This window comes from Herbaspirillum sp. BH-1 (assembly GCF_002870055.1).
Classification (GTDB): Bacteria; Pseudomonadota; Gammaproteobacteria; order Burkholderiales; family Burkholderiaceae_D; genus Herbaspirillum; species Herbaspirillum frisingense.
In genome coordinates this window covers 163,068-186,417 of sequence record NZ_PKOI01000004.1, presented here as the reverse complement: position 1 = coordinate 186,417, position 23,350 = coordinate 163,068, and the positions used below count along the sequence as shown (strand labels likewise).

Annotated in this window: 19 protein-coding genes; 11 read left to right on the top strand and 8 right to left on the bottom strand. The window is 62.9% G+C overall.

Translation table 11 applies throughout. From position 1 onward, the window contains the following. Window positions 1-2: 2 nt before the first annotated feature. From HBH1_RS07605 to HBH1_RS07570, 8 genes are all read left to right on the top strand, one after another. Entirely contained in the window at window positions 3-965 is a 963-nt protein-coding gene (locus HBH1_RS07605) for a chemotaxis protein (protein ID WP_102662233.1), read from the top strand. 313 nt (window positions 966-1,278) lie between these two features. Next, complete coding sequence (locus HBH1_RS07600; protein ID WP_102662232.1) at window positions 1,279-1,716, top strand: bacteriohemerythrin; 438 nt, start codon at window positions 1,279-1,281, stop codon at window positions 1,714-1,716. 455 nt (window positions 1,717-2,171) lie between these two features. Beyond that, window positions 2,172-3,839: a methyl-accepting chemotaxis protein gene (locus tag HBH1_RS07595; RefSeq protein WP_102662231.1), complete on the top strand. Its 1,668-nt coding sequence runs from the start codon at window positions 2,172-2,174 to the stop codon at window positions 3,837-3,839. Between the two features lie 104 nt (window positions 3,840-3,943). Continuing rightward, window positions 3,944-5,296, top strand: coding sequence for an ATP-binding protein (locus tag HBH1_RS07590; RefSeq protein WP_102662345.1), 1,353 nt, complete (start codon window positions 3,944-3,946; stop codon window positions 5,294-5,296). Then, on the top strand, window positions 5,293-6,639 hold the full coding sequence (locus HBH1_RS07585; protein ID WP_102662230.1) for a response regulator c-di-GMP phosphodiesterase, NosR family: 1,347 nt from the start codon (window positions 5,293-5,295) through the stop codon (window positions 6,637-6,639). The genes HBH1_RS07590 and HBH1_RS07585 overlap by 4 nt, the downstream gene beginning before the upstream one ends. 191 nt (window positions 6,640-6,830) lie before the next feature. Beyond that, window positions 6,831-11,342 (top strand): CHASE domain-containing protein, encoded by a 4,512-nt coding sequence (locus HBH1_RS07580; RefSeq protein WP_233207555.1) that lies wholly within the window; start codon window positions 6,831-6,833, stop codon window positions 11,340-11,342. Further along, the gene (locus HBH1_RS07575) at window positions 11,339-12,301 is read left to right on the top strand and encodes a diguanylate cyclase domain-containing protein (RefSeq protein WP_102662228.1); all 963 of its coding nucleotides are present in this window, start codon (window positions 11,339-11,341) and stop codon (window positions 12,299-12,301) included. The genes HBH1_RS07580 and HBH1_RS07575 overlap by 4 nt, the downstream gene beginning before the upstream one ends. A 264-nt stretch (window positions 12,302-12,565) precedes the next feature. Continuing rightward, window positions 12,566-13,195 carry a response regulator transcription factor gene (locus HBH1_RS07570; protein WP_102662227.1) on the top strand — a complete coding sequence of 210 codons (630 nt, stop codon included), beginning with the start codon at window positions 12,566-12,568 and terminating at the stop codon, window positions 13,193-13,195. 32 nt (window positions 13,196-13,227) lie between these two features. Here HBH1_RS07570 and HBH1_RS07565 read toward each other — a convergent pair whose 3' ends face one another. From HBH1_RS07565 to HBH1_RS07530, 8 genes are all read right to left on the bottom strand, one after another. Beyond that, window positions 13,228-13,950: a GGDEF domain-containing protein gene (locus HBH1_RS07565; protein WP_102662226.1), complete on the bottom strand. Its 723-nt coding sequence runs from the start codon at window positions 13,948-13,950 to the stop codon at window positions 13,228-13,230. Then, window positions 13,950-14,339 (bottom strand): DUF1987 domain-containing protein, encoded by a 390-nt coding sequence (locus HBH1_RS07560; protein ID WP_006462074.1) that lies wholly within the window; start codon window positions 14,337-14,339, stop codon window positions 13,950-13,952. The genes HBH1_RS07565 and HBH1_RS07560 overlap by 1 nt, the downstream gene beginning before the upstream one ends. 44 nt (window positions 14,340-14,383) lie before the next feature. Next, on the bottom strand, window positions 14,384-14,947 hold the full coding sequence (locus HBH1_RS07555; protein ID WP_006462073.1) for a SiaB family protein kinase: 564 nt from the start codon (window positions 14,945-14,947) through the stop codon (window positions 14,384-14,386). Next, window positions 14,944-16,224: a SpoIIE family protein phosphatase gene (locus tag HBH1_RS07550; RefSeq protein WP_102662225.1), complete on the bottom strand. Its 1,281-nt coding sequence runs from the start codon at window positions 16,222-16,224 to the stop codon at window positions 14,944-14,946. Before HBH1_RS07550 ends, HBH1_RS07555 begins: the two co-directional genes overlap by 4 nt. Window positions 16,225-16,388: 164 nt before the next feature. Then, the gene (locus HBH1_RS07545) at window positions 16,389-17,072 is read right to left on the bottom strand and encodes a hypothetical protein (protein WP_102662224.1); all 684 of its coding nucleotides are present in this window, start codon (window positions 17,070-17,072) and stop codon (window positions 16,389-16,391) included. A gap of 172 nt (window positions 17,073-17,244) precedes the next feature. Next, window positions 17,245-18,864 carry a rhodanese homology domain-containing protein gene (locus HBH1_RS07540; RefSeq protein ID WP_102662223.1) on the bottom strand — a complete coding sequence of 540 codons (1,620 nt, stop codon included), beginning with the start codon at window positions 18,862-18,864 and terminating at the stop codon, window positions 17,245-17,247. Beyond that, a complete protein-coding gene (locus HBH1_RS07535; protein WP_102662222.1) occupies window positions 18,861-19,487 on the bottom strand; it encodes a cysteine dioxygenase family protein in 627 nt (208 codons plus the stop codon). The genes HBH1_RS07540 and HBH1_RS07535 overlap by 4 nt, the downstream gene beginning before the upstream one ends. Window positions 19,488-19,585: 98 nt before the next feature. Further along, window positions 19,586-20,164 carry an OsmC family protein gene (locus HBH1_RS07530; RefSeq protein ID WP_102662221.1) on the bottom strand — a complete coding sequence of 193 codons (579 nt, stop codon included), beginning with the start codon at window positions 20,162-20,164 and terminating at the stop codon, window positions 19,586-19,588. Window positions 20,165-20,402: 238 nt separating this feature from the next. Between HBH1_RS07530 and HBH1_RS07525 the strand changes: the two genes are divergently transcribed. From HBH1_RS07525 to HBH1_RS07515, 3 genes are read left to right on the top strand one after another with little or no spacing between them, the layout of a single operon-like run. Next, window positions 20,403-21,443 (top strand): ABC transporter substrate-binding protein, encoded by a 1,041-nt coding sequence (locus HBH1_RS07525; RefSeq protein WP_102662220.1) that lies wholly within the window; start codon window positions 20,403-20,405, stop codon window positions 21,441-21,443. 32 nt (window positions 21,444-21,475) lie between these two features. Beyond that, on the top strand, window positions 21,476-22,531 hold the full coding sequence (locus HBH1_RS07520) for an ABC transporter permease (RefSeq protein ID WP_102662219.1): 1,056 nt from the start codon (window positions 21,476-21,478) through the stop codon (window positions 22,529-22,531). Further along, on the top strand, window positions 22,525-23,349 hold the full coding sequence (locus tag HBH1_RS07515; RefSeq protein ID WP_208399244.1) for an ABC transporter ATP-binding protein: 825 nt from the start codon (window positions 22,525-22,527) through the stop codon (window positions 23,347-23,349). The genes HBH1_RS07520 and HBH1_RS07515 overlap by 7 nt, the downstream gene beginning before the upstream one ends. Window position 23,350: the final 1 nt, after the last annotated feature.

Genomic DNA, 23,350 nt, shown 5'->3' with positions numbered 1-23,350 from the left:
CAATGGACGCCTTTCAAAAAGAAATCGACGAACGCACCAACCTGACCTCCAGCAACAAGTTCGAACTGCTGCTGTTCCGTCTGGGAACCCCTGATGGTTCCACCGACAAGCCGGGTGAGCTGTATGGCATCAACGTCTTCAAGATCCGCGAGATCGTTCCCATGATGGACATCACCGCTGCGGCCGGCATGCGCTCGCCGATGCTGGGGATGGTCAACATCCGCGGCCAGGTGATGTCGGTGGTGGACCTGCCGGCAGTGGCCGGCTGCAAGGCTGGTCATGGCATGAACATCCTGCTGATCACCGAATTCGCCCGCCATACCCAGGCTTTTGCGGTGGAATCGGTGGAAGAGATCGTGCGCCTGGACTGGAGCCAGGTATTGCCAGCCGATTCGCATTCGCCGGGCAGCCTGGTGACCAGCATCGCCCGCCTCGATTCGGCGCTCGATGGCGGCCGGCTGGTCCAGGTGCTGGACGTGGAACATATCCTGAACATGGTGTCGCCAGTGAAGGAACAGGTGCAAAGCCCGTCACCGGGCGGCAACGAGTTCCGCCTCAAGCCCGGCTCGGTGATCCTGGCCGCCGACGATTCGCGCATGGCACGTGCCCTGATCGAGCAATGCCTGAAGGACCTGAACCTGCCTTACGTGATGACCACCGACGGCCTCCAGGCCTGGAAGAAACTTCAGGAACTGTCGCAAGCAGCTGAACAGGAAGGCAAGCCGCTGACCGACAAGGTCGCCATGGTGCTGACCGATCTTGAAATGCCGGAAATGGATGGCTTCACCCTGACCCGCAAGATCAAGGCCTCGGACCGATACAAGCAATTGCCGGTGGTGATCCACTCCTCGCTGACCGGTTCAGCCAACGAAGACCATGTGCGTTCGGTGGGCGCGGATGGTTATGTCGCCAAGTTTTCCCCGCCGGAACTGGCAGCAATGCTGCGCAAGGTGCTGCCCCCCTGACGGCACCTACTGCAGAGCCAGTGACGGCGTTTTTTACAAGCGCGCGGCCGCCCTCCGGAGTGGCTGACTGAAGCAAGCCGGACGCCACCTTCACGGGTGGCGTCCGGCTTTGTGCCATGCACGTGGCGGCGCCAGCAATCCCGGCAGCTTTGCGCTATCTCAAAATAATTCGAGACCAAGCTTCTAGAATCAGAAGTGAGCGTTCTTCCGGCTAGCGAGCACGGATCAGCAACAAACGGCACCGCGCCATTGCCGGCAACCCGGACGCCTCCGCCCCGACCCGCGACCGGTCGCACCCTGCTGGAGGCTGGTCATGCCCCATACCGCCGATCCCACCCCGACCATCGACGCCGGCTTGCATCGCCAGGCCATCCCTGCCTTGCTCACCGACATGGACGCCGAGCACCGCCAGGTGCTGGAGGGCATTGCCGCCCTCGCGACCTTGCCCGCCGACCGCTTTGCCAGTGCCTATGCGGCGCTGGTCGCCGAGATCGAAGCCGGCTTTCGTCAGGAAGAAAACATGATGGAAGCCATCGGCTATCGCGAAATCCGCGCCCACCGGCGCGACCATGCCGAGCTGCTGGCGCTGATGCACCGCTTGCGGCCCTACCTGGACGATGGCAATGCGCCGCTGGCCGATATCGTGATGGCGATGATCCCGGCCATGCTGGTACGGCACATGGCCAGCCTGGACCAGGAGTTGGCGCTGGCCTTGCGGCAGCATGCGTCAGGTGCAGGCGCGGAGCACTGAAGCAACACGCCTGCGCGGACTCGTCTGGTCTGCACTGCAATTCAATTCCGTCCGGGGTCGGACAATGGACGGCAAGCACCCCTGCCTTGCCCGGCCAATCTGGGGTCGGAAATCGATCGCACCAGCAAGAGACGGCGGAAGGATGGAGACGGCACACTTTCCATCATCTGGCACCAATAAACAAATAAAACAAATTAATCATTTATATTTCGACAGCACTTTTCTCGGGCCGCTTGGAAAGCGCACGGAAAAACGCTACCACCTTCAATATTATCTATATATTTCAAATACTTAGAAAAATCCTCGACAAAGCTCATCAGGTCTTTTCCTTCCAACAACTACGTTGGACGCGCACAACGAATTCATTATTTATATCTCGAATAAATCGTTTTTTAAACGATTTAAATGAATTTGTGTTTTAATGATTCCATCAACCAACTTCCCTGGAATCGATCATGCGCCTGAACCTGCCCGTCACCCAACAGGAGCGCGACATCGACTCCCATGCATCGATCGTTTCCAAGACCGATACCAAGGGTCGCATCACCTATGTCAATCCGACCTTCCTCGCCGTCAGCGGCTTTACCGAGGAAGAGTTGATCGGCGCGCCGCAAAACATCGTGCGCCATCCGGACATGCCGGAGCTGGCCTTCGCCGACTTGTGGAGCACCCTCAAGGCCGGCCTGCCCTGGACTGGCCTGGTCAAGAACCGCTGCAAGAACGGCGACTTCTACTGGGTCAAGGCCAACGTCACTCCGATCTGGGAGCGCGGCGTCTGCAGCGGCTACATGTCGGTGCGTACCAAGCCCAGCCGAGCCGAAGTCAATGCCGCCGAGGGGGCCTACAAGGAACTGAAGAAAGAAAGTGCTCGCATCGCTGTGTATCGCGGCGAGGTAGTACCGACCGGATTGCGCGGCACAGTGCAACGCGCGGCGCGGGTATCGCTCAAGACCCGGCTCGACCTGGGCCTGGGTACGGCCGCCATCGGCGTAGGCGCGCTGGCCTTCCTCAATGCGCAATGCCTGGGTCACGCCAGCAGCCTGCCGACGCTGGCTGCCTCCGGCGTCGCCCTGGCCAGCCTGGCGCTGCTGCGCATGACACTGGCCTCGCGCATCTTCACGCCACTGCGGCAGGCGGTCGCGCAATCGCGTCGGGTCGCCGGGGGCGATCTCTCGGCCAGCGACCTGCAGGCGCGCCGCGATGAAATGGGGGCCCTGCTGCAGGCCATGGAACAGATGCGCGTGAACCTGGTGGCATCGGTCGGCGACGTGCGTCGCAGTGGCGTGCACATGGCCCAGGCCACCAGCGAGATCGCGCGTGGCAACATGGACCTGTCCTCGCGCACCGAATCGCAGGCCAGCAGTCTGGAAGAGACCGCCGCCAGCATGGAGGAACTGGCCTCCACCGTCACCCAGAACAGCGAAAACGCGCGCCAGGCCAACCGTCTGGTGGAAGAAGCGCTGGTCACCACACGCACCGGCGAAGCCTCGATCAGGCACATCAACGAAACCATGGATGCGATCAACAAGAGCGCCGACCAGATCAAGCAGATCACCGGGCTGATCGATGGCATCGCCTTCCAGACCAATATCCTGGCACTCAACGCCGCCGTGGAGGCCGCGCGTGCCGGCGAACAGGGTCGCGGCTTCGCCGTCGTGGCCGGCGAGGTGCGCACCCTGGCGCAGCGGTCGACCCAGGCCACCAAGGAAATCAAGGCCCTCATCGATGAATCGTCGCAGCGCGTCGGCGCCGGCGTGAAGCTGGCCGACGAGATGCGCGACACCATGGACGGCATCATGCGGTCGGTGACGCAGGCCGCCACGGCAGTGGCGGAGATCACGGCCGCCTCCGGCGAACAGCAGGCCGGCATCCAGCAAGTCAATGAAGCGGTGGTGATGATGGACGAAGTCACCCAGCGCAATGCCGCACTGGTGGAGGAAGCCGCGGCGGCCGCCACCAGCCTGGAAGAATCGACCCAACAGATGATCCAGGCGATCAGCGTGTTCAATCTGGATGCTGCCGTGGCAAGTGCGCCGGGCGCTGCTTCCGGCATGACGCGGGCACAACCGGGCCTGCCGTCACGCGGGACAGCGAAGGCTCTGGCGATGCATCGCACCACCTAGCAATACGGGGCAGACCTCCGCCCCCTGCTGCGGAGGCTACGATGAGGGAGGCCATCATGGGACATTGCGATGCCCTGGTGCCCAGGGAATACAGCAGTCCGCGCATGGACGACGGCATGCTCACTGAAGCCCCCGACATGCGCGCCCTGCTCAAGGCCAATGCTCGTTACCGCCACATCATCGGCAATACACCGGCGATCATCTACAGCAGCGTTCCCTCGGGCGACTTCCGGCTTACCTTCGTCAGCGAAAACGCCTCCCGCGTGCTGGGCTACGAGCCGCAGGAGATGCTGGACGATTCCAATTTCTGGTTCAACCACATCCATCCCGACGATACGGCAGCCATCTTTTCCAGCCTGGCCATGCTGTTCGTGGAAGACCAGAAGATCTACGAATACCGCTTCCGCGCCAGCGATGGCCGCTATCTCTGGATGCACGACACGCTGCGCCTGATCCGCGACCAGGCCGGCACGCCGCTGGAAGTGATCGGCCTGATGACCGACATCAGCGGCCGCAAGGAAATGGAAGACACCCTGCAACGCCAGGCCGAGGAACAAGGCAAGCTGATCGACCAGCTGGGCATGGCCCAGGCGCAACTGATGCAATCCGAAAAACTGGCCTCCATCGGCCAGCTGGCTGCCGGCGTGGCGCACGAGATCAACAACCCGATCGGCTTCGTGGCCGCCAATCTCAATACCCTGGGCAACTACGTGGCGACCCTGCTGGAAGGCATCAAGCTCTACCAGTGCGTGGTCGGCGGCGCCCTGCCGGCCAGCGTGGCGCAGTCCGAATTGCAGGGATTTGAGCAGCGCGCCGACCTGCAATACCTCAGCCAGGACGTCACCGAACTGCTCAGTGAATCCAATGAAGGCTTGCAGCGGGTCAAGAACATCGTGCAATCGCTCAAGGATTTTTCGCGCACCGGCGAGAGCAACTGGCAGATGGCGGACCTGCATCGCGGCCTGGACAGCACGCTCAACATCGCCAACAACGAGTTGAAGTACAAGGTGACGGTCGTCAAGCAATACGGTGAACTGCCCATGGTCAGGTGCCTGGCCTCGGAGCTGAACCAGGTCTTCATGAACCTGCTGGTCAATGCGGCCCAGGCCATCAGCGACAAGGGCGTGGTCACGCTGCGCACCGAGCGCTGCGGCGATCGCGTCGCCATCAGCATCAGCGACACCGGTCACGGGATCGCACCGGAACACATCAACCGCATCTTCGAACCCTTCTTCACCACCAAACCGGTCGGCAGCGGGACCGGCCTGGGCTTGTCGCTGTCCTACGGCATCATCAAGAAGCATGGCGGTGACATCCACGTGAGCAGCGCGCCGGGCAGAGGTACCACCTTCCGGATCGAGATGCCGATCGACCCCGCCGGCCTCACGGACAGGGCAGGAGCAGCAGGGATCGCAGAAACAACGGGAGCAACCGCAAAAAGAGGAGAAGCATCATGAGCGCCATCCACAGCCAGGAAATCCAGACCGTGCAGCAAGCCGATCCCTTTGCGCTGCCGCCACCCAGCATCCTGTTGGTGGATGATGAGCAGAGCATCCTCTCGGCCTTGAAGCGCAGCTTCCGTCCGCAGGGTTACCAACTGCTCACCGCCACCAGCGCCGAGGCCGCACTGGAAGTGATGGCCAGCGCCGACGTTGACCTGGTCATCTCCGACATGCGCATGCCGGGCATGAGCGGCGCTCAATTCCTGGCTCAGGTGCGGCGCCAGTGGCCGGCCACCATGCGCATCCTGCTGACCGGCTATTCCGAGATCGGCAGCACCATTTCAGCCATCAACGATGGTGGCATCCACCATTACCTCGCCAAGCCCTGGGACGATCGCGAACTGCTGATGATCGTGGCGCACGCGCTGGAAGAGCAGCAACTGCGCAAGCAGAAGATGGCGCTGGAACGCAAGGTCCACGAACAGAATCTGCAACTGGCCGACTTCAACCGCCAGCTGGAGCGGCAGGTGCAGGCACGCACCGAGGAATTGCGGCAGACCGTGATGTTCCTGGAAAGCGCCCAGGAAGAAGAGCACAAGTCTTTCCTGTCCATGCTGCATGTCTTTTCCGACATCAGCGAACTGCGCGCTGGCCTGGCCAGCGGTCAATCGGCCCGGGTGGCGCGCTGGTGCGAACAGCTCGCGCTGCGCATGGGCATGACGGCGCATCACGCGCGGGACACCATGATGGCCGGCATGTTGCATGGCATCGGCAAGCTGGGTCTGTCCGAAGATCTGGTACGCAAGCCGATCGAGAAGATGAGCAGCGAGGAGCTGCAGCGCTTCCTCTGGCACCCGGTGAAAGGACAGATGCTGCTGACGCCCATCCCCAGCCTGGCCGAGACCGGCGAGATCATCCGTCACCAGCACGAACGCCATGACGGCCGGGGCGTACCGGAAAGCCTGTCGGGCGACGCGATCCCCCTGGGTTCGCGCATCCTGGCGGTGGTGCGCGACTTCGAAGGCTTGTGCAATGGCGGCATCACCAGCCAGAACACGACACCGGAAAAGGCCCTGGCCATGCTGCGCACACATGCCGGCCATCGTTACGACCCGTTGGTGGTGGAGGCCTTCGTCACCATGATCGAAGAACAACGGCTGCTGCTCGAACAGCAGACCCGCCTGCTGGCGCCGCAGGAACTGCGGGTCGGCATGAAGCTGGCCGAGGACCTGCGCACCCGATCCGGGGTATTGCTGCTGAACAAGGAGCATGTGCTGGACGAAGCCATTCTGGCTCGGCTGCGGCGCTTCGAACAAATCGAGGAGATGCCGCTGAAAGCGAGGATCCTGCTGCACTGAGGCGCGCACCTGAGTCACAAACCGATTGATCCCGCCTGGCCTGTATGGTCAGACCGGGAATTTCCTGATTGTCCACCGCACTGCCTGCTGGTGGAATCAGCACATCCTGGCGCACTGCGCCGGCTCGCGTGGGGGTACGTGGGCTTGTTTCATTGATGATCATGCATTCCAACAAGAAAGACCTGTCGAAAATGACCAGAGTCACGCGCAATACCTGGATTTTCCTGCTGATTGCCCTGGGCCTGTTGCTGGCCGGGGTGGCCGGCCTGTCCCATCTGAATCATCAGGAGGTACGCAGCAGTCTGGCCATGGACAGCCGCTGGATCAGGGACGACATCGAGTCCCTCCTGCGCCGCTATGAACACGGCCTGCGCGGCACGCGTGGTGCCATCCTCGCCATCGGCCCGGGCGAACTGAATCGCGAGCGTCTGCTGCGCTATATGGACAGCCGCGACCTGGCCCAGGAATTCCCCTGGGCCGGTGGCTTTGGCTTTATCCGGTATGTGCCACTGGAGCAGCGCAGGGACTACGAAAAGAAGGTCGCCGCGCACCATCAGCTGTTTTCCTCCATCACCCAGTTGAGCAAGACCACCGGCGAGCTCTACGTCATCGAACAGATCGAGCCGATCGGCCCCAATCGCGAGGCGCTGGGCCTGGACATCGCCTCCTCCCAGGAACGTCGCTCGGCGGCCGACCACGCCATGCTGACCGGTCGCGCCGAACTGACCACGCCGATCCAGCTGGTGCAGAAGCAGGGTACGGGTGCCAACGCCTACCTGTTCCTGCTGCCGATCTATGCCGGTTCGGTGACGCCTGCGACCATGGAACAACGGCGCGAGCAGATCGTCGGCTGGGCCTATGCCCCGCTGTCAGTGCAGGACATCCTGTCCGAATTGAGCCGGCGCTGGAACATGCATTCGCTGGAAATCCTGATCGAGGATGTGGCCAGCGATCAACCGCCCGTAGAGCTGTTCCGCAGCGCAGGTTTCGCCCAGCTTGACGGCATGGCCAGCCTCGACACGGCGGTACCGCTCTATGGTCGCGCCTGGAGACTGGTGATCCGCGCTTCACCCGAATACAGCCAGACGCACCAGTTCATCAGCGACCGCGCCATGCTGCTCTCCTGCGGCACGCTGCTGGCGCTGATCGTGGCCATCGCCCTGGCCTACCAGGTCTTTTCCAGCCGCGAGCAGAAACTGCAGGAAGCCCGCGCCCTGCTGGCGGCCGTGGTCGACAGTTCGCCCGATGCCATCGTGACCACCGATGCCCGGGGCATGATCAGTTCCTGGAACAAGGGAGCCACCGATTATCTGCACCTGTCGGAGAGCCGCGCCCTGGGGAGCTGCCTGTCCGAGCATGCCGCCCTGCGCGAACTGGATGAGCGCGGCGGAGTTTCGGAAGCCGCTGCGATGTCCGACCAGATGCCGACGGCGCAGGTCATCAGTCTGCCGGGCGACCCGATCCGCTATGCCTCGGCCGTACTGTTCGCGCTGCGCGACCGCGCGGGACGCCCGATCGGCAAGGCCTTCATGCTGCGCGATATCACCCGCGAGAAACGCATCGAACGCCAGCTGCATCACATCAACGAAGAGCTGGAACTGACCGTCCAGCAGCGCACCCATGCACTGCACCAGGCCAAGACCATGCTGCAGACAGTGCTCAATGTCATGCCTTCGCTGGTGGGCTACTGGGACAAGCATCTGATCAACCGTTTCGCCAATGCCTCCTACGAACGGGTGTTCCATCGCTCGCCCGGAGAGATCAATGGCATGTACATGCCCGACCTGCTGGGCAACGACCTGTTCGAAAAGGCCTTGCCCCATATCGAGGCGGTGCTCGCCGGAGAAAAACAGACCTTCGAGCGTACCTTCGATGATCCCGCACTGGGAATGAAGCACGTGCTGACCACCTACATCCCCGATATCTCCGAGAAGGGCGAGGTGATCGGTTTCTATGTAGTGGCGCACGACGTCACCGAGATCACCCATAACCGCAACCAGCTATGGGAGGCTCTGGAACAGAACCAGTCCCTGCTGGACCAGGTGCAGGAAACCAATGCCCTGCTCAACAACGTGCTGGGGTCGGCCACCGGGGTGGCGATCATCGCGACCGCGCCAGATGGCATGATCACCCTGTTCAACCGCGGTGCCGAGCAGATGCTGGGCTATCGGGCCGAAGAAGTGATCGGCCAGCTGAAGGAAGAGGCCTTCTCCGGCCAGCGTGTGGCGCCCCCCGCCTCGCCGCAGAAGGGAGAGACCGACCAGGCCGTGGCCGACCTGCCCTACCGCCGCAAGGATGGCGCAACGCTCCCGGTGGCGCGCCAGCAGACCGCGATGCTGGATCACCGCCAGCGTCATCTCGGTTATCTCTACATCGCCATGGACATGCGCCTGCAACGCGAGCAGGAGGCCGAACTGGCAGCCGCCCGCGACCAGTTGATGCTGGCCGCGGAAGTGGCGAAGCTGGGGGTATGGGTGTGGGACATGCAGAGTGACTCCTTCGAGTTCAATCGTCGTATCGCCGAGATCTATGGCATCGGCGACGGTATCGGCACCCAGACCACCACCTACGAAGCCTGGCGCCGCCGCGTGCATCCGGACGACGTGGTCTATGTTGAAAATGCGCTGCAGATAGCCCTGGCCGGCAGCGGGGAATTCGAACCGGTGTTTCGCGTGGTGCGCGAGGATGGCGGCATCCGCTATGTACAAGCGCGCGCCCATGTGGACCGCAATGGCATGGGCGCGGCGGCGCGGATGATCGGTATCAACCTGGACATCACGCAGCGCATCGAATTCGAGAACAACCTGGTCGATGCGCGACTGAAGGCGGAACAGGCCAACTCCGCCAAGAGTCTGTTCCTGGCCAGCGTGAGCCACGAGATTCGCACGCCCATGAACGGGGTCCTGGGGATGATCCAGTTGCTGCAGCGGACCCAGCCGCTACCGGGCCAGCGTGACTACCTGGAGAAGGCCGAGATCTCGGCCAAGTCGCTGTTGAACCTGCTCAACGACCTGCTCGATTTTTCCAAGATGGATGTGCAGCAATTGCAGCTGGAGCTGCAGGCCTTCGATCTCGATCATTTCCGCCACGACCTCGTCGCGGTGCTGGCCGGTTCGCCGCCCCAGGAGGGGGTCAGCCTGAATATCGAACTCGATCCCGCATTACCGCAGCGGGTGGTGGGCGATGCCTACCGCCTGCATCAGGTGCTGGTCAATCTGATCGGCAATGCGCTCAAGTTCACGCACCTGGGTCGCATCGACGTGCGGCTGCAACAGCTCGCTGGATCAGGCACACAGCATGTGAGCCTGAGGGTGGAAGTCAGGGACACCGGCATCGGCATCGCCGCTGAGCGACTGGATGACATCTTCGATGCCTTCACCCAGGCCGAGGCCTCGACCACCCGCCGCTACGGTGGTACGGGCCTGGGCCTGGCCATCAGTCGCCATCTGGTGCAACTGATGGGCGGCCAGCTGCAGGTCAGCAGCGAACCGGGACGGGGGAGCCGCTTCTGGTTCGATCTGCAATTGCCGGTGGAAGATGCAACACCGCTGTCGGAGGCGCGCTTGCGCAGTGCGGACGCGACGATGCAAAGCGGCGACACGGCACCGGCCACGTCGCGCGAACTGGAAGGCGTGCAGATCCTGCTGGTAGAAGACAATGCCGTCAATCGCCAGGTCGCCAGCGGCTTGTTGGCGCTCTCCGGCGCGCAGGTCACCTGCGCCGACAACGGCAGCACGGGCGTGGCCATCGCCAGCGACCCGGCGCGCCACTTCGACCTGATCCTGATGGACCTGCAGATGCCGGGCATCGACGGCATGGAGGCCACCCGTCGCATCCGACGTCAGCACGAGCTGCGCGGCATTCCCATCCTGGCCATGACGGCCAATGCATCGCCGGAGGACAAGCGTCGCTGCATCCAGGCGGGCATGGCCGGGCATATCGCCAAGCCCATCGACGTCACCACGCTGATCCCGACCCTGCTGTCACACCTGGGTCATGAGCGATCGCCCCCGGAAACGGAGACGATGACGGTGACGGTGACGGCGACCGATGCCATCACCGATGTCCCCTGTTCGCGCCAGAGTGTGGACAGCTACCAGACGGTGATGCGGCGATTCCGTCAGGCCAGTGACGTCTACCGCTTCACGCTGGATGCCGCAGGAGCGGAGCTGGAGCGTCTCCTGGCGCAATACGGGGAGGCGCTGGAAGAAGGCGCGCTGCCCGCCATCGGTGCTGCCAGTCACGCCATGAAGGGCCTGAGCGCCACCATCGGTGCCTGCGGTCTGGCGGCCTATTTCGGCACCGTTGAAGCACACAGCGCACAAGCGGCGTCCGTCGAGACCGATGCGCTGCTGGAACGCTGGCGCCAGGAGTTCGCCCCCAGCCAGCGCGATGCCCAACTGGTCCTGCAGCAATTGCTCATGCAGGCCATGCAAGGAATACAAGGAACTCCCGTGGGCGACACGCAAGCCGCGCCGGCGGTGACACCGGCGCCACAGCCTTCCGATTTTCCTGATAGGCAGCGCCTGCGGGACTTGTTATCGTCGAGCAACCTGGAGGCACTCGACCTGGCCGAGTCCATCAGCAAGCGGCATGGAATGACACAGCATATTCAGTATCAGCAGTTGTGGGAGCTGATCGAACGACTCGACTTTGCCTCGGCGCTGAGCCATCTGGATCAACATTTTGGAGAAGCAAGTTGAAACGCATCCTGGAAGAACTCTCGTCGCTGCGTGGCAGTCGGGCGCGCGTGCTGCTCTGCGACGACCAGCCGATCAACATCCGCCTGGCCAATGCGCTGCTCAAGGGTGACTACGACATCTACATGGCCACCAGCGGCGTGCAGGCCATCGAACAGTGCGAAAAGGTGCAGCCGGACCTGATCCTGATGGACGTCAACATGCCCGGCCTGAATGGTTACGAAACCTGCGAACGGCTCAAGCAGAACACCGCTACGCTGGGTATTCCGGTGATCTTCCTGACCGGCCTCAACAGCGAGGAGGACGAGGCCCGTGGCTTCGATGTCGGTGGCGTCGATTTCATCAGCAAGCCGATCCACGGCACGGTATTGAAAGCACGTGTTCTGACGCATCTGACCCTGAAGCTGCAATCCGATTTCTATCGCAACATTGCGGTGACCGATTCGCTCACGGGCTTGTTCAATCGTCGCAAGTTCGATAGCGAACTGGCCGAGAAATGGGAACTCTGCAAACGCTCCGGCCAGGCGATCTCTCTGCTGATGATCGACATCGATTACTTCAAGCGCTACAACGATCATTACGGCCACCAGGCCGGCGATCAATGCCTGGCCGAAGTGGCGCACGCCATCCGCAGCAACTTCCATCGCAGCTATGACTGCGTGGCGCGCTATGGGGGTGAAGAGTTTGCCTGCATCCTGCCGATGGCGGGGAGCGAACAGGCCATCAAGCTGGCCGAGAATGTCTGCCAGGCGGTGGCACGCTTGAAGTTGCCGCATGCGCGTTCGGAGGTGGGGCCGCATGTCACGCTCAGTATCGGCGTGGCCTCGATCACGGCACCCGATCCCGGCAGCTCGCCGGCGGGGCTGATTGCGCTGGCTGACCAGAACCTTTACCAGGCCAAGGCGCACGGGCGGGCACAGGTTTACGCAGAGGTCGAAATCGCACAAGGGACAAGCGCCTGAAAGTGTCAATTAGCCACGCCGGCAAGTCTCTTATATGCCACGCTATGTGGTCTCTTGTCGAAAAAAATTGAGATTCTTCTCGAAGAAATTCGAAGTATTACGCCAGAAATTTTCCATCCTATCGACTAAATTCGACGGCACGGTGAAACTGCAGTTTTTCTTCCCGCATGTCCTCGTTCAGTGGCGCAAACGGTGCCGCGGCGAGGAAGTCGGTGAAGCCCTTTATCCCGTTTGATGCGTCCATATCGGTCAAGGAAGAAAAACATGGCAAATACAAATCTCGCTCATATCGTTGGTGGTGACGATTCCCTCGGTGGCCCGCTGGGTCGCATGCTGGAGGCCGCCGGCTTCCACGTGGCCCACCATCCCTCTGCAGACGAATTCCTGCAGGAGCCGACGGCGCCCCCTGGCGGCACGGTGCTGGAAGTCCACATGCAGGATGTCGACGCACCGCAATTGCGTTCGCTGCTGGGTGAACGGCAACTTGGCATGCCGCTGATCGTGATCACCTCGCAGGCCCAGCGTCCGACAGAAGGAAATGAACCGCGGCCCACCGCGATTCGCGACACCCGAGGCACGCTGCAAAAGGAGGATAACCGCAGCCAGCCGATGCTGCACCAGCAGCTGGTAGCCGCCTTCCGCGGTGCGCTGATGCCCTTCGATGAATCCGGTCCGCAGATGCAGCAGCGGCAGGAACACCACCAGCGCCTGAAGACGCTCACCCGTCGCGAGCGCGAGGTGCTGGAGCGCCTGGTCAAGGGTCGCCTGAACAAGCAGATCGCCGCCGAACTAGGCACCTCGGAACGGACGGTGAAGGCCCATCGGCAGCAGGTGATGCGCAAGATGCACGCCGGCTCGCTGGCCGAACTGGTGACGGCGATGACCCGCTACTGATTTACCTGGCGCCGCCTGGCACGGCGGCAGCGTCAGCCGGTGACGGTATCCTCGGATTCCACCCGGTTGCGGCCGCCGCGCTTGGCTTGATACAAGGCCTGATCGGCGCGTGCATAGGCCTCCTCGAAATCGCTGCCGGCCGCAGCCCAGGCCACACCGAAACTGGACGTCACCGCCCGTTCCGGCAGACACTGAAAGCGTTCCCCCGCAATCGCCTGCCGGATCTTTCCGGCCAATATCACCGCCTGCTCCAGCGCCATCCCGGCCAGCAGGATGGTGAATTCCTCCCCGCCTACCCGTCCGACCACACCGGTGCCCGCCAGCGTGCTGCGCAAGCGGCCGACCAGCTCCCGGATCACGGCATCGCCGGCCGGATGCCCGAATTCATCGTTGATGCGCTTGAAGAAATCGATATCCAGCACCACCAGCGACATCGCCGATTTCTCCAGGATCTGGTGAGCCCGCTCGAACACCGCACCCCGGTTGAGCGCACCGGTCAGGTTATCGTGCCTGGCCTTGTAGTCGAGCTCATCGCTCAGTTGCTTCAGGCGCGCATTGAGCTGGTTGAGCTCGCGCTCGGTGCGGTCGCTGCGCGAGATCAGGCGACGGCTCTGGCGCATCAGCTGACCGTAGTGCTGCACCAGCTCTTCCAGCGCCGCCCGATGGGCGGCCGGCTCGGTGCCGGCATCGGCCAGCACGGCATTGGCACGGCGCAGGGCCAGCGCTTCCGCTTCAAAAAGATCGACCTCGTCCATCAGCTCTGAACCGCGTGATCGTGGAAGACCAGCGCAGAAAAGTCTTCCTGCAATTCCTGGCCGAACTCGAAGATGGTGTCGTCTTCCTCATCGTGGTACCAGTTCAGGACCACCTCGGTGCCGGCCTCGGCCTTCTCGTTCAAGGCATCGAACAGGGAAAACAACATCTTGGTGCTGGAACTGTTGAAGTAGGCCAGGGCCACGTTGACGGTGATGGTGCCGCCGTCCTGGTCGTCGGCGAGGAAGCGGCGCAGCGTGGTGATGATCTCGCCCCAGAACTGGGCGGCATTCTCGGGATAGGATTCGCCCTTCAGCGAAAGCATGCGCTGGTCGAAACGGAAGTCCACTTCGGGAGAACTGGCGCTGGCGGCAATGAATAGATTGTCCATGATGTCGTGTGTCCGGATACCGGCGGGCCTGGATCAGGCACGCCTCAGATGGTGGCCCTCAGGTAGAAGGTCTGGTCGCCATTTTCTTCGGGCGCGGAGAATTCGAAGTCCAGCGGCGCGCTGGCATCGCGCGCCACCGTCAGGAAACCCAGACCCGCACCCTTGCTGTCGGGCGGTGTTTCAGAACGCAGCATTTCCTTGTAGGCCAGCTTGATCTCGTCATTGGTCAGCGAGCGCAGATGCTCCAGTTTCGTGCGCAGCTTGCCTGCCATGTCGGCATCGACCGGATTGGCGCAATGCAGGAAATAGCGGCCATCGGTCTGGGTGATGAAGACCGCGCCGTGGCGCATCGGCGGCTCGGTGACCTTGCCTTCCTTTTCATGCAGATCAGCCGAGTAGTGCACGATGTTCTGTGCCATCTCGATGAAGGAGGAGAACAGCTTGCGGCGTGTCTGCGCCAGCGCGCCGGTATGCTCGGCGCGCAGCTTCACGGCCTCGGCCATGGCGGCGATGATGGTCTGGGAAAAATAGCCGACGTAGTAGAAGACGATGTCGCGTCGCGCGACATAGCTGTGGAACTCCGCCCACTCCTGCTGGATACCGTTCATGCGTGTGTTCCGTGTTGACTGTCTTGCGTGAAGGAGGCGCCCAGGCGAGCGCCGAAGAAACAGATATCGTCGCGGCGGCGCTGCGTTCCCTGGTAATGGGCGTGGATGTCCATCACCACCCGCGCCAGTTCCGGCATGCGCCGGCTACCGCTGCCATGCTCCAGCAACGTGCGGCGCAGGCGCTGCTTGCCGAAGGCGATGTGTTTGGGTCCACCGATCTGGTCGATCACGCCGTCGGTGCAGACGAAGACCATCGCCCCCGGTTCGAGCTGCAGACTATGGTTGTCCCACTGCATGTCATCGGGGGTATCGACATAGCCCAGGCCGACGCGCTTGCCCTCCACCGTGGCCACGTCGGTGCCATCGGCGGACAGCACGAACAGCGCCATCTTGGCGTGGGCACTGGTGAGAGTATGGCTGGCGCGGTCGAACCAGAAGAAGCAGGCATCCATGCCATCATCGGATTCCGAGGCCTTGCCGGAGTCGCCATGCTGGCCCAGCACGCGTTTCATGCTGCGGTTGACCTCGCGCATCAGGCGCGCCGGGTCGTGCGGGCCATGCAGCTCCAGCGCCTGTTTCAGCGAAGAGGACGCGATCAGGGTCAGGAAGGCGCCCGGCACGCCATGCCCGGTGCAATCGGCCACGGCGGCAAACCAGCCATCCGCATGGCTTTCGAAATGGTAGAAGTCACCTCCGACCACATCGCGTGGTTCCCACACCAGGCAGGCGTCGTCCAGTGCCTGGGTCATGGCCGCACGCGAGGCGCTGAGCATGGCACGCTGGATCACGCTGGCGTAGTCGATGCTCTGCATCACCTGGCGGTTCTTTTCTTCCTGCATGGTCACCAGTTCGCGCATCAGCGCCAGACCGGCACCCAGCCCCGCCAGCCGGCCCTGATCGACGATCAGGAAGCCATCGGCCAGGGTCTTGTCGCCCGAAGCCACGGCCAGCGCGCCCAGGGTTTCGATGGGCGTATCGGCTTCGACGATGAGGGGGTCCTTGTCCATGAACGCGATGCAGCTCTTGCGCTCGTACAGCTCGCGGTGATACGGCTTGGACATCTGGGACATGAAGATATGACGGCTGATGAGCCCGATCGGCCGCTGCTGCTCCACCACCGGCAGGCTCACCAGCTCCTTGTGCTGGCCGAAGATGTCCAGCACGGCTGCATTGTTCTCATCGAACTGGACGACCGGCACCTGTACCGCCAGCGCTCCCGCTGTCGGTTGGAACAACTTGCTCCCCATGGCCGGAGTCAGACTGAAATGGCTTTCCACCGTACACGCCCGCGTAGTGATTTCTGGATTGACCGCGGATCATATTTCATTCCTGTGACAACAATGTGACTGCGTCGCCTATGGGCGACATCTAGCCGACCAAGCGAGACGCTTTGTCTCACTTGAATTGCGATCTCAGATGAATAAGTGGCGAATACTGGCCCTTACGGCTTGCGCTGTAGGCAGGAGGTCACCGTTTCCCAGGTCGCATGCCAGTCTGCGACATCCAGGCTGCACCAACGGATCAGCGACTGGATGCTCTGCTGAAGCTGCGCCAGTGGATCAGTCAGGACGGGTTCATGATGCGCAATGCGGTTGCGAAACCGTCGCAAGGTCTCCAGCTCGGCATGAATGATCTGACGCGCCTGTGCGGGTCCCGAAGGAAAACCGGAATTGGGGAAATTGGGAAAGCATCGGTGCATCTGTCCGCGCCATAGACGCTCCTGATAACGGGCAGTGAACATGTGGCACCAGAACGCAAACTTGAGTTCGGCGATGACTTTACCAGTGGCACCAACCCGCATCTTGTCACGAGCGCGCAGCAACTCGGCTTGAGGTTGGAAATGAGAACCGCGAGGATTGGGCAAGCTGCGTTCGAAGTTCCTATTCCACGGCCAGTCGCCACCATAAGTGGCCGCCAGTGCACTGTCCACGGCATTTCTCACACTGACTTCGCAGACATGCAGTGAAGCGAAGAACGCGGCCGACATCAAAGCGTGCCAGCTGTATCTGTCAAGAAGGTGAGCGTCGGGGGAAAATCCTGGAACTGTTTGAAAAGTCATCAGGCGTGCTGCCGACAACGCGCTGGTGATGTTGTCGATCTGCGATAGCGTCAGGCCTTTGTTCATATTCCACTTACCTATCCTTTGGCGCGTGTGCTACCATTTTTCGGTGAGCTTGTGGACACGCGGGCGTCAGCCTCCCCCACAGGACAGATGATATGGAACACGGCCCACCTCGGTGGGCCGTTTTTCATTTCCAGCGTCAGCAATCAAATTTATTTTGCACTGGACTCCGGGATCAGATCACAAAGAACCCGTGCGTCCCATCCCTGCCCAACTGCTCCACCAGCCCGAACTCCCAATCGAGGTAGGCCTGCATGGCGGTGGCGGCATTGTCGGTACCCTCATAGGGACGGCGATAGCGATCGATGCGGGGCGACAGCAGATGCTGCTCGCCACTCTCCAGAGGCAGGCCGGCCTGCGTCCAGGCGGCGTTGCCCCCCTCCAGCAGATAGACCGGCTGCGACACCAGCGCCTGCAGATCGGCAACGGCGAACTGCGCCAGCAAGGCGCTACCGCAGGTGAGCACGAAGCGTGTGGCCGCCGGGAAGCGACGCGCCACGGCAGCGATCTCCGAGCGCAGGGCGAACCATGCACCCGGAATATGGCCTGCCACGTAACGGGCACTCAGGGCCAGGTCGATGACTACGGTGCCCTGGGCACTCCTGTCGGCATCCAGCCAGTTCTTCAACTGCTGGGGGCCAATGCGCTGCTGCTGTGTGACGGCAGCCACCGGCAGCGCGCGCGGCGCCTCGCCGCTGACGGCGAAGTCAGCCGGCGTCGCGCCCTCCACCACATACACGTCCCACCCCATCTGGGCCAGCCAGGAGGCGGTCATGTCGGCGCGTACGCCATCATCGTCGGCCAGCACGATACGCGCTCCACGGACCGGCGCGTTCATCTCGGTCTCCTGCACCAGCTGGCCACCGGGCGCCGAGAGGAAATCCGGCAGATGCCCCTCCCGGTACTGCTCGGGCGTGCGGACATCGAATCGATAGACGGTGCGACCCGGCTGCGCCAGGGTGTCCAGCGCGGCGAACGCAATGCGCTTCACCCCGGCCCGGTCCGCCACGCTGCGAGCCTGGCGACGCGACTGTTGCTGCTGGCCGACCTCGACCTGTTGCGGGAAACGACGCGCCTGCCCGTGCTCAAGCTGCTGACCGGCCAGCGTCCAGCCGATGGTGCCGTTACGCAGCGCATGCACGCGATTGGGAATGCCCGCATTGACCAGCGACTGGGTCCCGATGATGCTGCGCGTGCGACCGGCGCAATTGACGATCACACGTGTCTTCGGGTCCGGGGCGATGGCCGGCAGGCGCAGCACCAGTTCGGCGCCGGGTACGCTGATGGAGCCGGGGATGTTCATGTTCTGGTATTCATCGAAGCGGCGGGCATCGACCACCACCACGTCCTCCCCGCTGTCGAGCAAAGCCTTGACCTCTTCGGCGGACAGCGACGGGGTATGGCGTTGCGACTCCACCAGTTCGCCGAAGGCCTTGCTGGGCACGTTCACGTCCTGGAACAGCTCGCCCCCGGCCTCCCGCCAGCCGCGCACGCCGCCGGCCAGCACGCCCACGCGGGTATAACCCAGGGTACGCAAGCGCAGCGCGGCACGCACGGCCAACCCTTCGCCGTCATCCAGCGTGACGATGCGCACGTCACGGCGCGGCAAACGGCTATAAGCGTTCAGTTCCAGATGGGAGTACGGGAAATTGGCAGCAAACAGCGGATGCGCTTGCGCATGCGGTGCTTCTTCGCGCACGTCGAGCAAGGCAATCTCCTCGCGTGCCAGTAGCGCGGCACGCACCTCGGCATAGCTGATGACAGGGATGGAAGCAGCGGCGTGGTCTTGAGTCATGAGGATGCTTGTTCGATGGAGAGGTCCCAGATATTGGGCAAGGTGGAATTGGAATAGCCGGAGATGAACGGCACGCGCCGTCCATCCGGGTGATACACGGAACGCCGGACCGCGCCGATATTGGCGCCATAGACATGGATGCTGATCGACACCTGGTCGTCAAAGGCATTGCTGACCTGATGCACGTCGTGCAGTCCGGGATGATCGGGCGCCACCGCCTCCACCTGTCCGGTCTGCAACAGCGCGCGTTCGCCCACCGGCTGCAGTTGCTCGCGCTGCCAGCCAAAGGACTGCGCATGCTCGGCGCCGCGCAGCACGCCGATCAATCCCCAGACGGTGTGGTCATGTATCGGCGTGCGCTGCCCCGGCCCCCAGACGAAGCTGACGACAGAGAAGCGTTGGGCCGAATCGGCATGCAACAGGAATTGCTGGTAACGCTCGGGATGCGGCTGGGCATAGGCATCGGGCAACCAGTCATCGTGCGCCACCAGTTGGCGCAGCAAGGCGCCGCCCTGCTCCAGGATGAGGGCCTGCCCGGGCTTGCCATCAAGCAGGCCGGCAAACCCGGTGATGAACTCGCGCAAGCGCCAGAGCTGCTTGCCGGATGGATGGGGTGTTGTCATGTGTCCCTCTCTGCTTTGTACCAGTGCTCGGTCTGCGCCGGCTCAGACGGCCACTATAAATCATTTGTTTCGTCACCGTCCGGCCGGCGCAGGGCACTTCAGGCGATGACGTTTTCCGCACCATGACCATCGCCGGGGGTGTCGGCGGCCTCGGTCTGGCGATGACGCAGCTCGGCGCGGATCTGCTGCGGGTTCTTCAACAGGTTGAGGATGGGGCAAGTCGCTTCCACTGCTTCGAACAACGCTTGCACATCGGCCGCCGGAGCCGGTGATTCCAGATGGACCACATAGCCGATGTCGTGCGGCCAGATCGGAATGTCTTCATGGCCGGGACGACCGCCTCGCGGATCGATGCGACCACTGACCTCGACTTCCAGCGAATCGACCGCTACCTGCCGATGCGCCGCCTGGATCAGGAAGATGTGAGTCACGCAGGAGCCCAGCACGCCCAATTGCAATTCCGGGGAGCTCGGTCCCAGGTTGTAGCCGGCGAAATCGGGCGGACTGTCGCTGATGACCTGGTGATCGCGGATGCGGATGCGGCGCACACCGCTGCGGCCTTCGGCGGTAACGCGCGCGGCCAGTTGGGTGGGGCCGGCGTTGCCGGCGTCGATCAAGGCTTCTCGGGCCAGCACTGCGCTACGTTTTTCGCTCAGGTAATGGTTCAGGGATGTCATGGGGTCCTCGCGCGGGCAGGGGTGGATGATGCGGAATCGGGGAGCAAGTGTCCCGCCATGGTCAGGCAGCGACAAGGAAGCAATCCGCATATCGATAAGCACTTCCTGTCGCATATCCATCTTCGAACTTGTTCGTTTGCGATGAAGAAGGGCTGTTGCATATTGTCGTTCTGCACATGCTGGGGGGCTCTGCCTGCACCAGCCACGCCCATCCTTTCCACCTGCGGAGCCCACCATCATGACCCAAGACCTGCTGCTGTCCGAACAAGAAGAACAACCCAGCCACGTGCGCCGCTCCCTGCTGCGCGCCGGTGGCGCTGCTGCCCTGGCCGGCCTCGGCGGCACGCTGGCTGCCCGTCAGGCCTGGTCGGCGGGGCCGCCACAGAAGGTCACCTTCGCCTGGAGCCAGGTCGCCTTCTGCCTCTCGCCGGTGGTGGTGGCGCAGGAAAAAGGCTTTTTCGAACAGAACAATCTGCAGGTCGAACTGCTCAACTGGGGCGGATCCACCGACCAGTTGCTGGAAGCCTTGGCCACCGGCAAGGCCGATGTCGGCGTCGGCCTGATCCACCGCTGGTTGAAGCCGCTCGAATCCGGTTTCGACGTCAAGGTAATCGGCTCGGCCCACGGCGGTTGCCTGCGCATGCTGGGGGTGAAGGAAGCCGGCGTTTCCGACTGGAAGCAACTCAAGGGCAAGACCATCGGGGTGTCCGACATCAACAGCCCGGCCAAGAACTTCTTTGCCATCCACCTGGCCAAGCGCGGCGTGAACGTGGAAAAAGACGTGGAATGGCGCGTCTACCCTGCCGATCTGCTGGACGTGGCGGTCAAGAAGGGCGAGATCCAGGCCATCGCCGATGGCGACCCCAATCTCTATCTGATCGAAAAGCGCAACCGCGGCGTCTTTGCCGAGATCGGCAACAACGCCACGGGCGAATACAAGGACAAGATCTGCTGCATCACCGGCGCCCGCGGCGAATTCGTGCGCAACAACCGTCCCGCCGCTGCGGCCGTGGTGCGCTCCATCATCCAGGCCTCCGAATACGTGGCCGAAAATCCCAATGAGGCCGCCAAGCTGTACGCCAAGTATTCGCCCAAGATCCCGGTGGAAGACCTGCGCGCCCTGCTGACCGACCTGACCTATCACAACCATCCGACCGGCTCCGTGCTGCGCTCCGAAGTGGAATATTTCGCACGCGACTTCCACACCGCCGGCGTGCTCAAGAAGAGCACCGACCCGGCGCGCTTCGCCAGTCACGTGACGGTGGATGTGCTGGCCTGAGCGTCTTCCATCCATTCCAACCGGAGCATGACATGACCACCACCACCGACAGCCTGCCGCACCAGGCCGGATCTGCCTCCCAATCCGCATCGCCACCATCGTCACCCGCGCGGCTATCGGCTACGCCACGGGCCACCCTGTGGCGCAGCGGCCTGCTGGCCGCCGTGACCTGGCTGGCACTGGGCGCACTGGTATTGCAATGGCCGAACAAGGAAGTGGGATTTTCCGACTGGGCCTACACCGATGAATTCGGCTACGTGGCCCTGGTGATCGCCGGCGTGCTGGAACTGCTGGCGGCCGGCGGCAGCTTTACCGCGCGCCTGGTGCATCTGCTGCGTCCTGCCGGCCAATGGCTGGTGGCCCTGCCGTTGCTGCTGCTGGTGTGGGAGATCCTCACGGCCAAGCTGGGCCTGCTGCCGACGCCCTTCTTTGCTCCGCCCCAGGCACTCATCGAAGTCTATGGCGAGGATTGGCCGCGTCTGGGGCTCTCCACCGCCCATTCGCTGCGGCTGCTGGCCCATGGATTCGCCAGCGGTGCACTGGTCGGCTTCCTGGTCGGGGTGTGGATAGGATGGTCGCGCATCGCCGGCTACTGGGTGCATCCGGTGCTGCGTTTCCTGGGACCGGTACCGGCCTCGGCACTGCTGCCGCTGGCCTTCTTCTTCGCGCCGTCCAGCTATGCTGCGGCGGTGTTCCTGATCGCGCTGGCCAGCTTCTTCCCGATTGCGGTGCTGACCTGGTCGGGCGTGGCCGCCGTCAACAAGAGCTATTACGACGTGGCCCGCACGCTGGGCGCATCGGAAAGCTTCCTGGTGCTGCGGGTGGCCATACCGGCAGCACTGCCGCAGGTCTTCGTCGGACTGTTCATGGGCCTCGGTGCGTCCTTCTCGGTACTGGTGACCGCCGAGATGATGGGCGTGAAGGCCGGTCTGGGATGGTATCTGCAATGGGCGCAAGGCTGGGCCGCCTACAGCAACATGTATGCAGCGCTGTTCGTGATGGCCGTGTTGTGCTCGGGCCTGATCACGCTCCTGTTCAAGGTACGCGACCACGCCCTGTCATGGCAGAAAGGAACCGTCAAATGGTAAGCACCCCATCCGCCGTGAACACCACCCTTACCGCCGCCGAGGCCGAGACCGGCACTGCCGGCGCCCACATCGACATCGCCCAGGTCAGCCACTGGTTCGAGCGAAAAGGGGGGCAAGGCCTGCTGCAGGTGCTGGACGATATCTCGCTGACCGTCGCGCCCGGAGAATTCGTGGCCCTGCTCGGTCCCAGCGGCTGCGGCAAGTCCACCCTGCTGCGCCTGGTGGCCGGGCTGGAACCGGCCACCACCGGCCGCATCCTGCAGGATGGGCAGCCCATCACCCGGCCCGATCCTTCGCGCATCGTGGTGTTCCAGGACCCGACGCTCTACCCCTGGCGCACGGTGTGGGACAACGTCGCCCTGGGCCTGCAGGCACGCGGCTTGCTGAAACAACAGCGTCATCGCGTGGACGATGCGTTGGCGCTGGTGGGCCTGGATGAATTCGCCGACGCCTTCCCGCATCAGCTCTCCGGCGGCATGGCCCAGCGCGTGGCCCTGGCGCGGGCGCTGGTCAACGATCCGCAACTGCTGGTACTGGACGAACCGTTGGGCAAGCTCGATTCGCTCACCCGCCTGGCCATGCAGAGCGAACTGGTGGCCCTGTGGCAACGACGTCGCTTCTCGGCACTGCTGGTCACGCACGACGTGGAAGAGGCGCTGTTCCTGGCGCAACGGGTGATCGTGTTCGGCCAGCGGCCGGCCGCCATCCACGCCGAGATCAAGGTCGACCTGCCCTATCCGCGCCATCGCGGGGATCCGCTGCTGGCGCAGTTGCGACACGAGGCCTTGCGCCACCTGGGACTGGATGACAGCTGGTAAG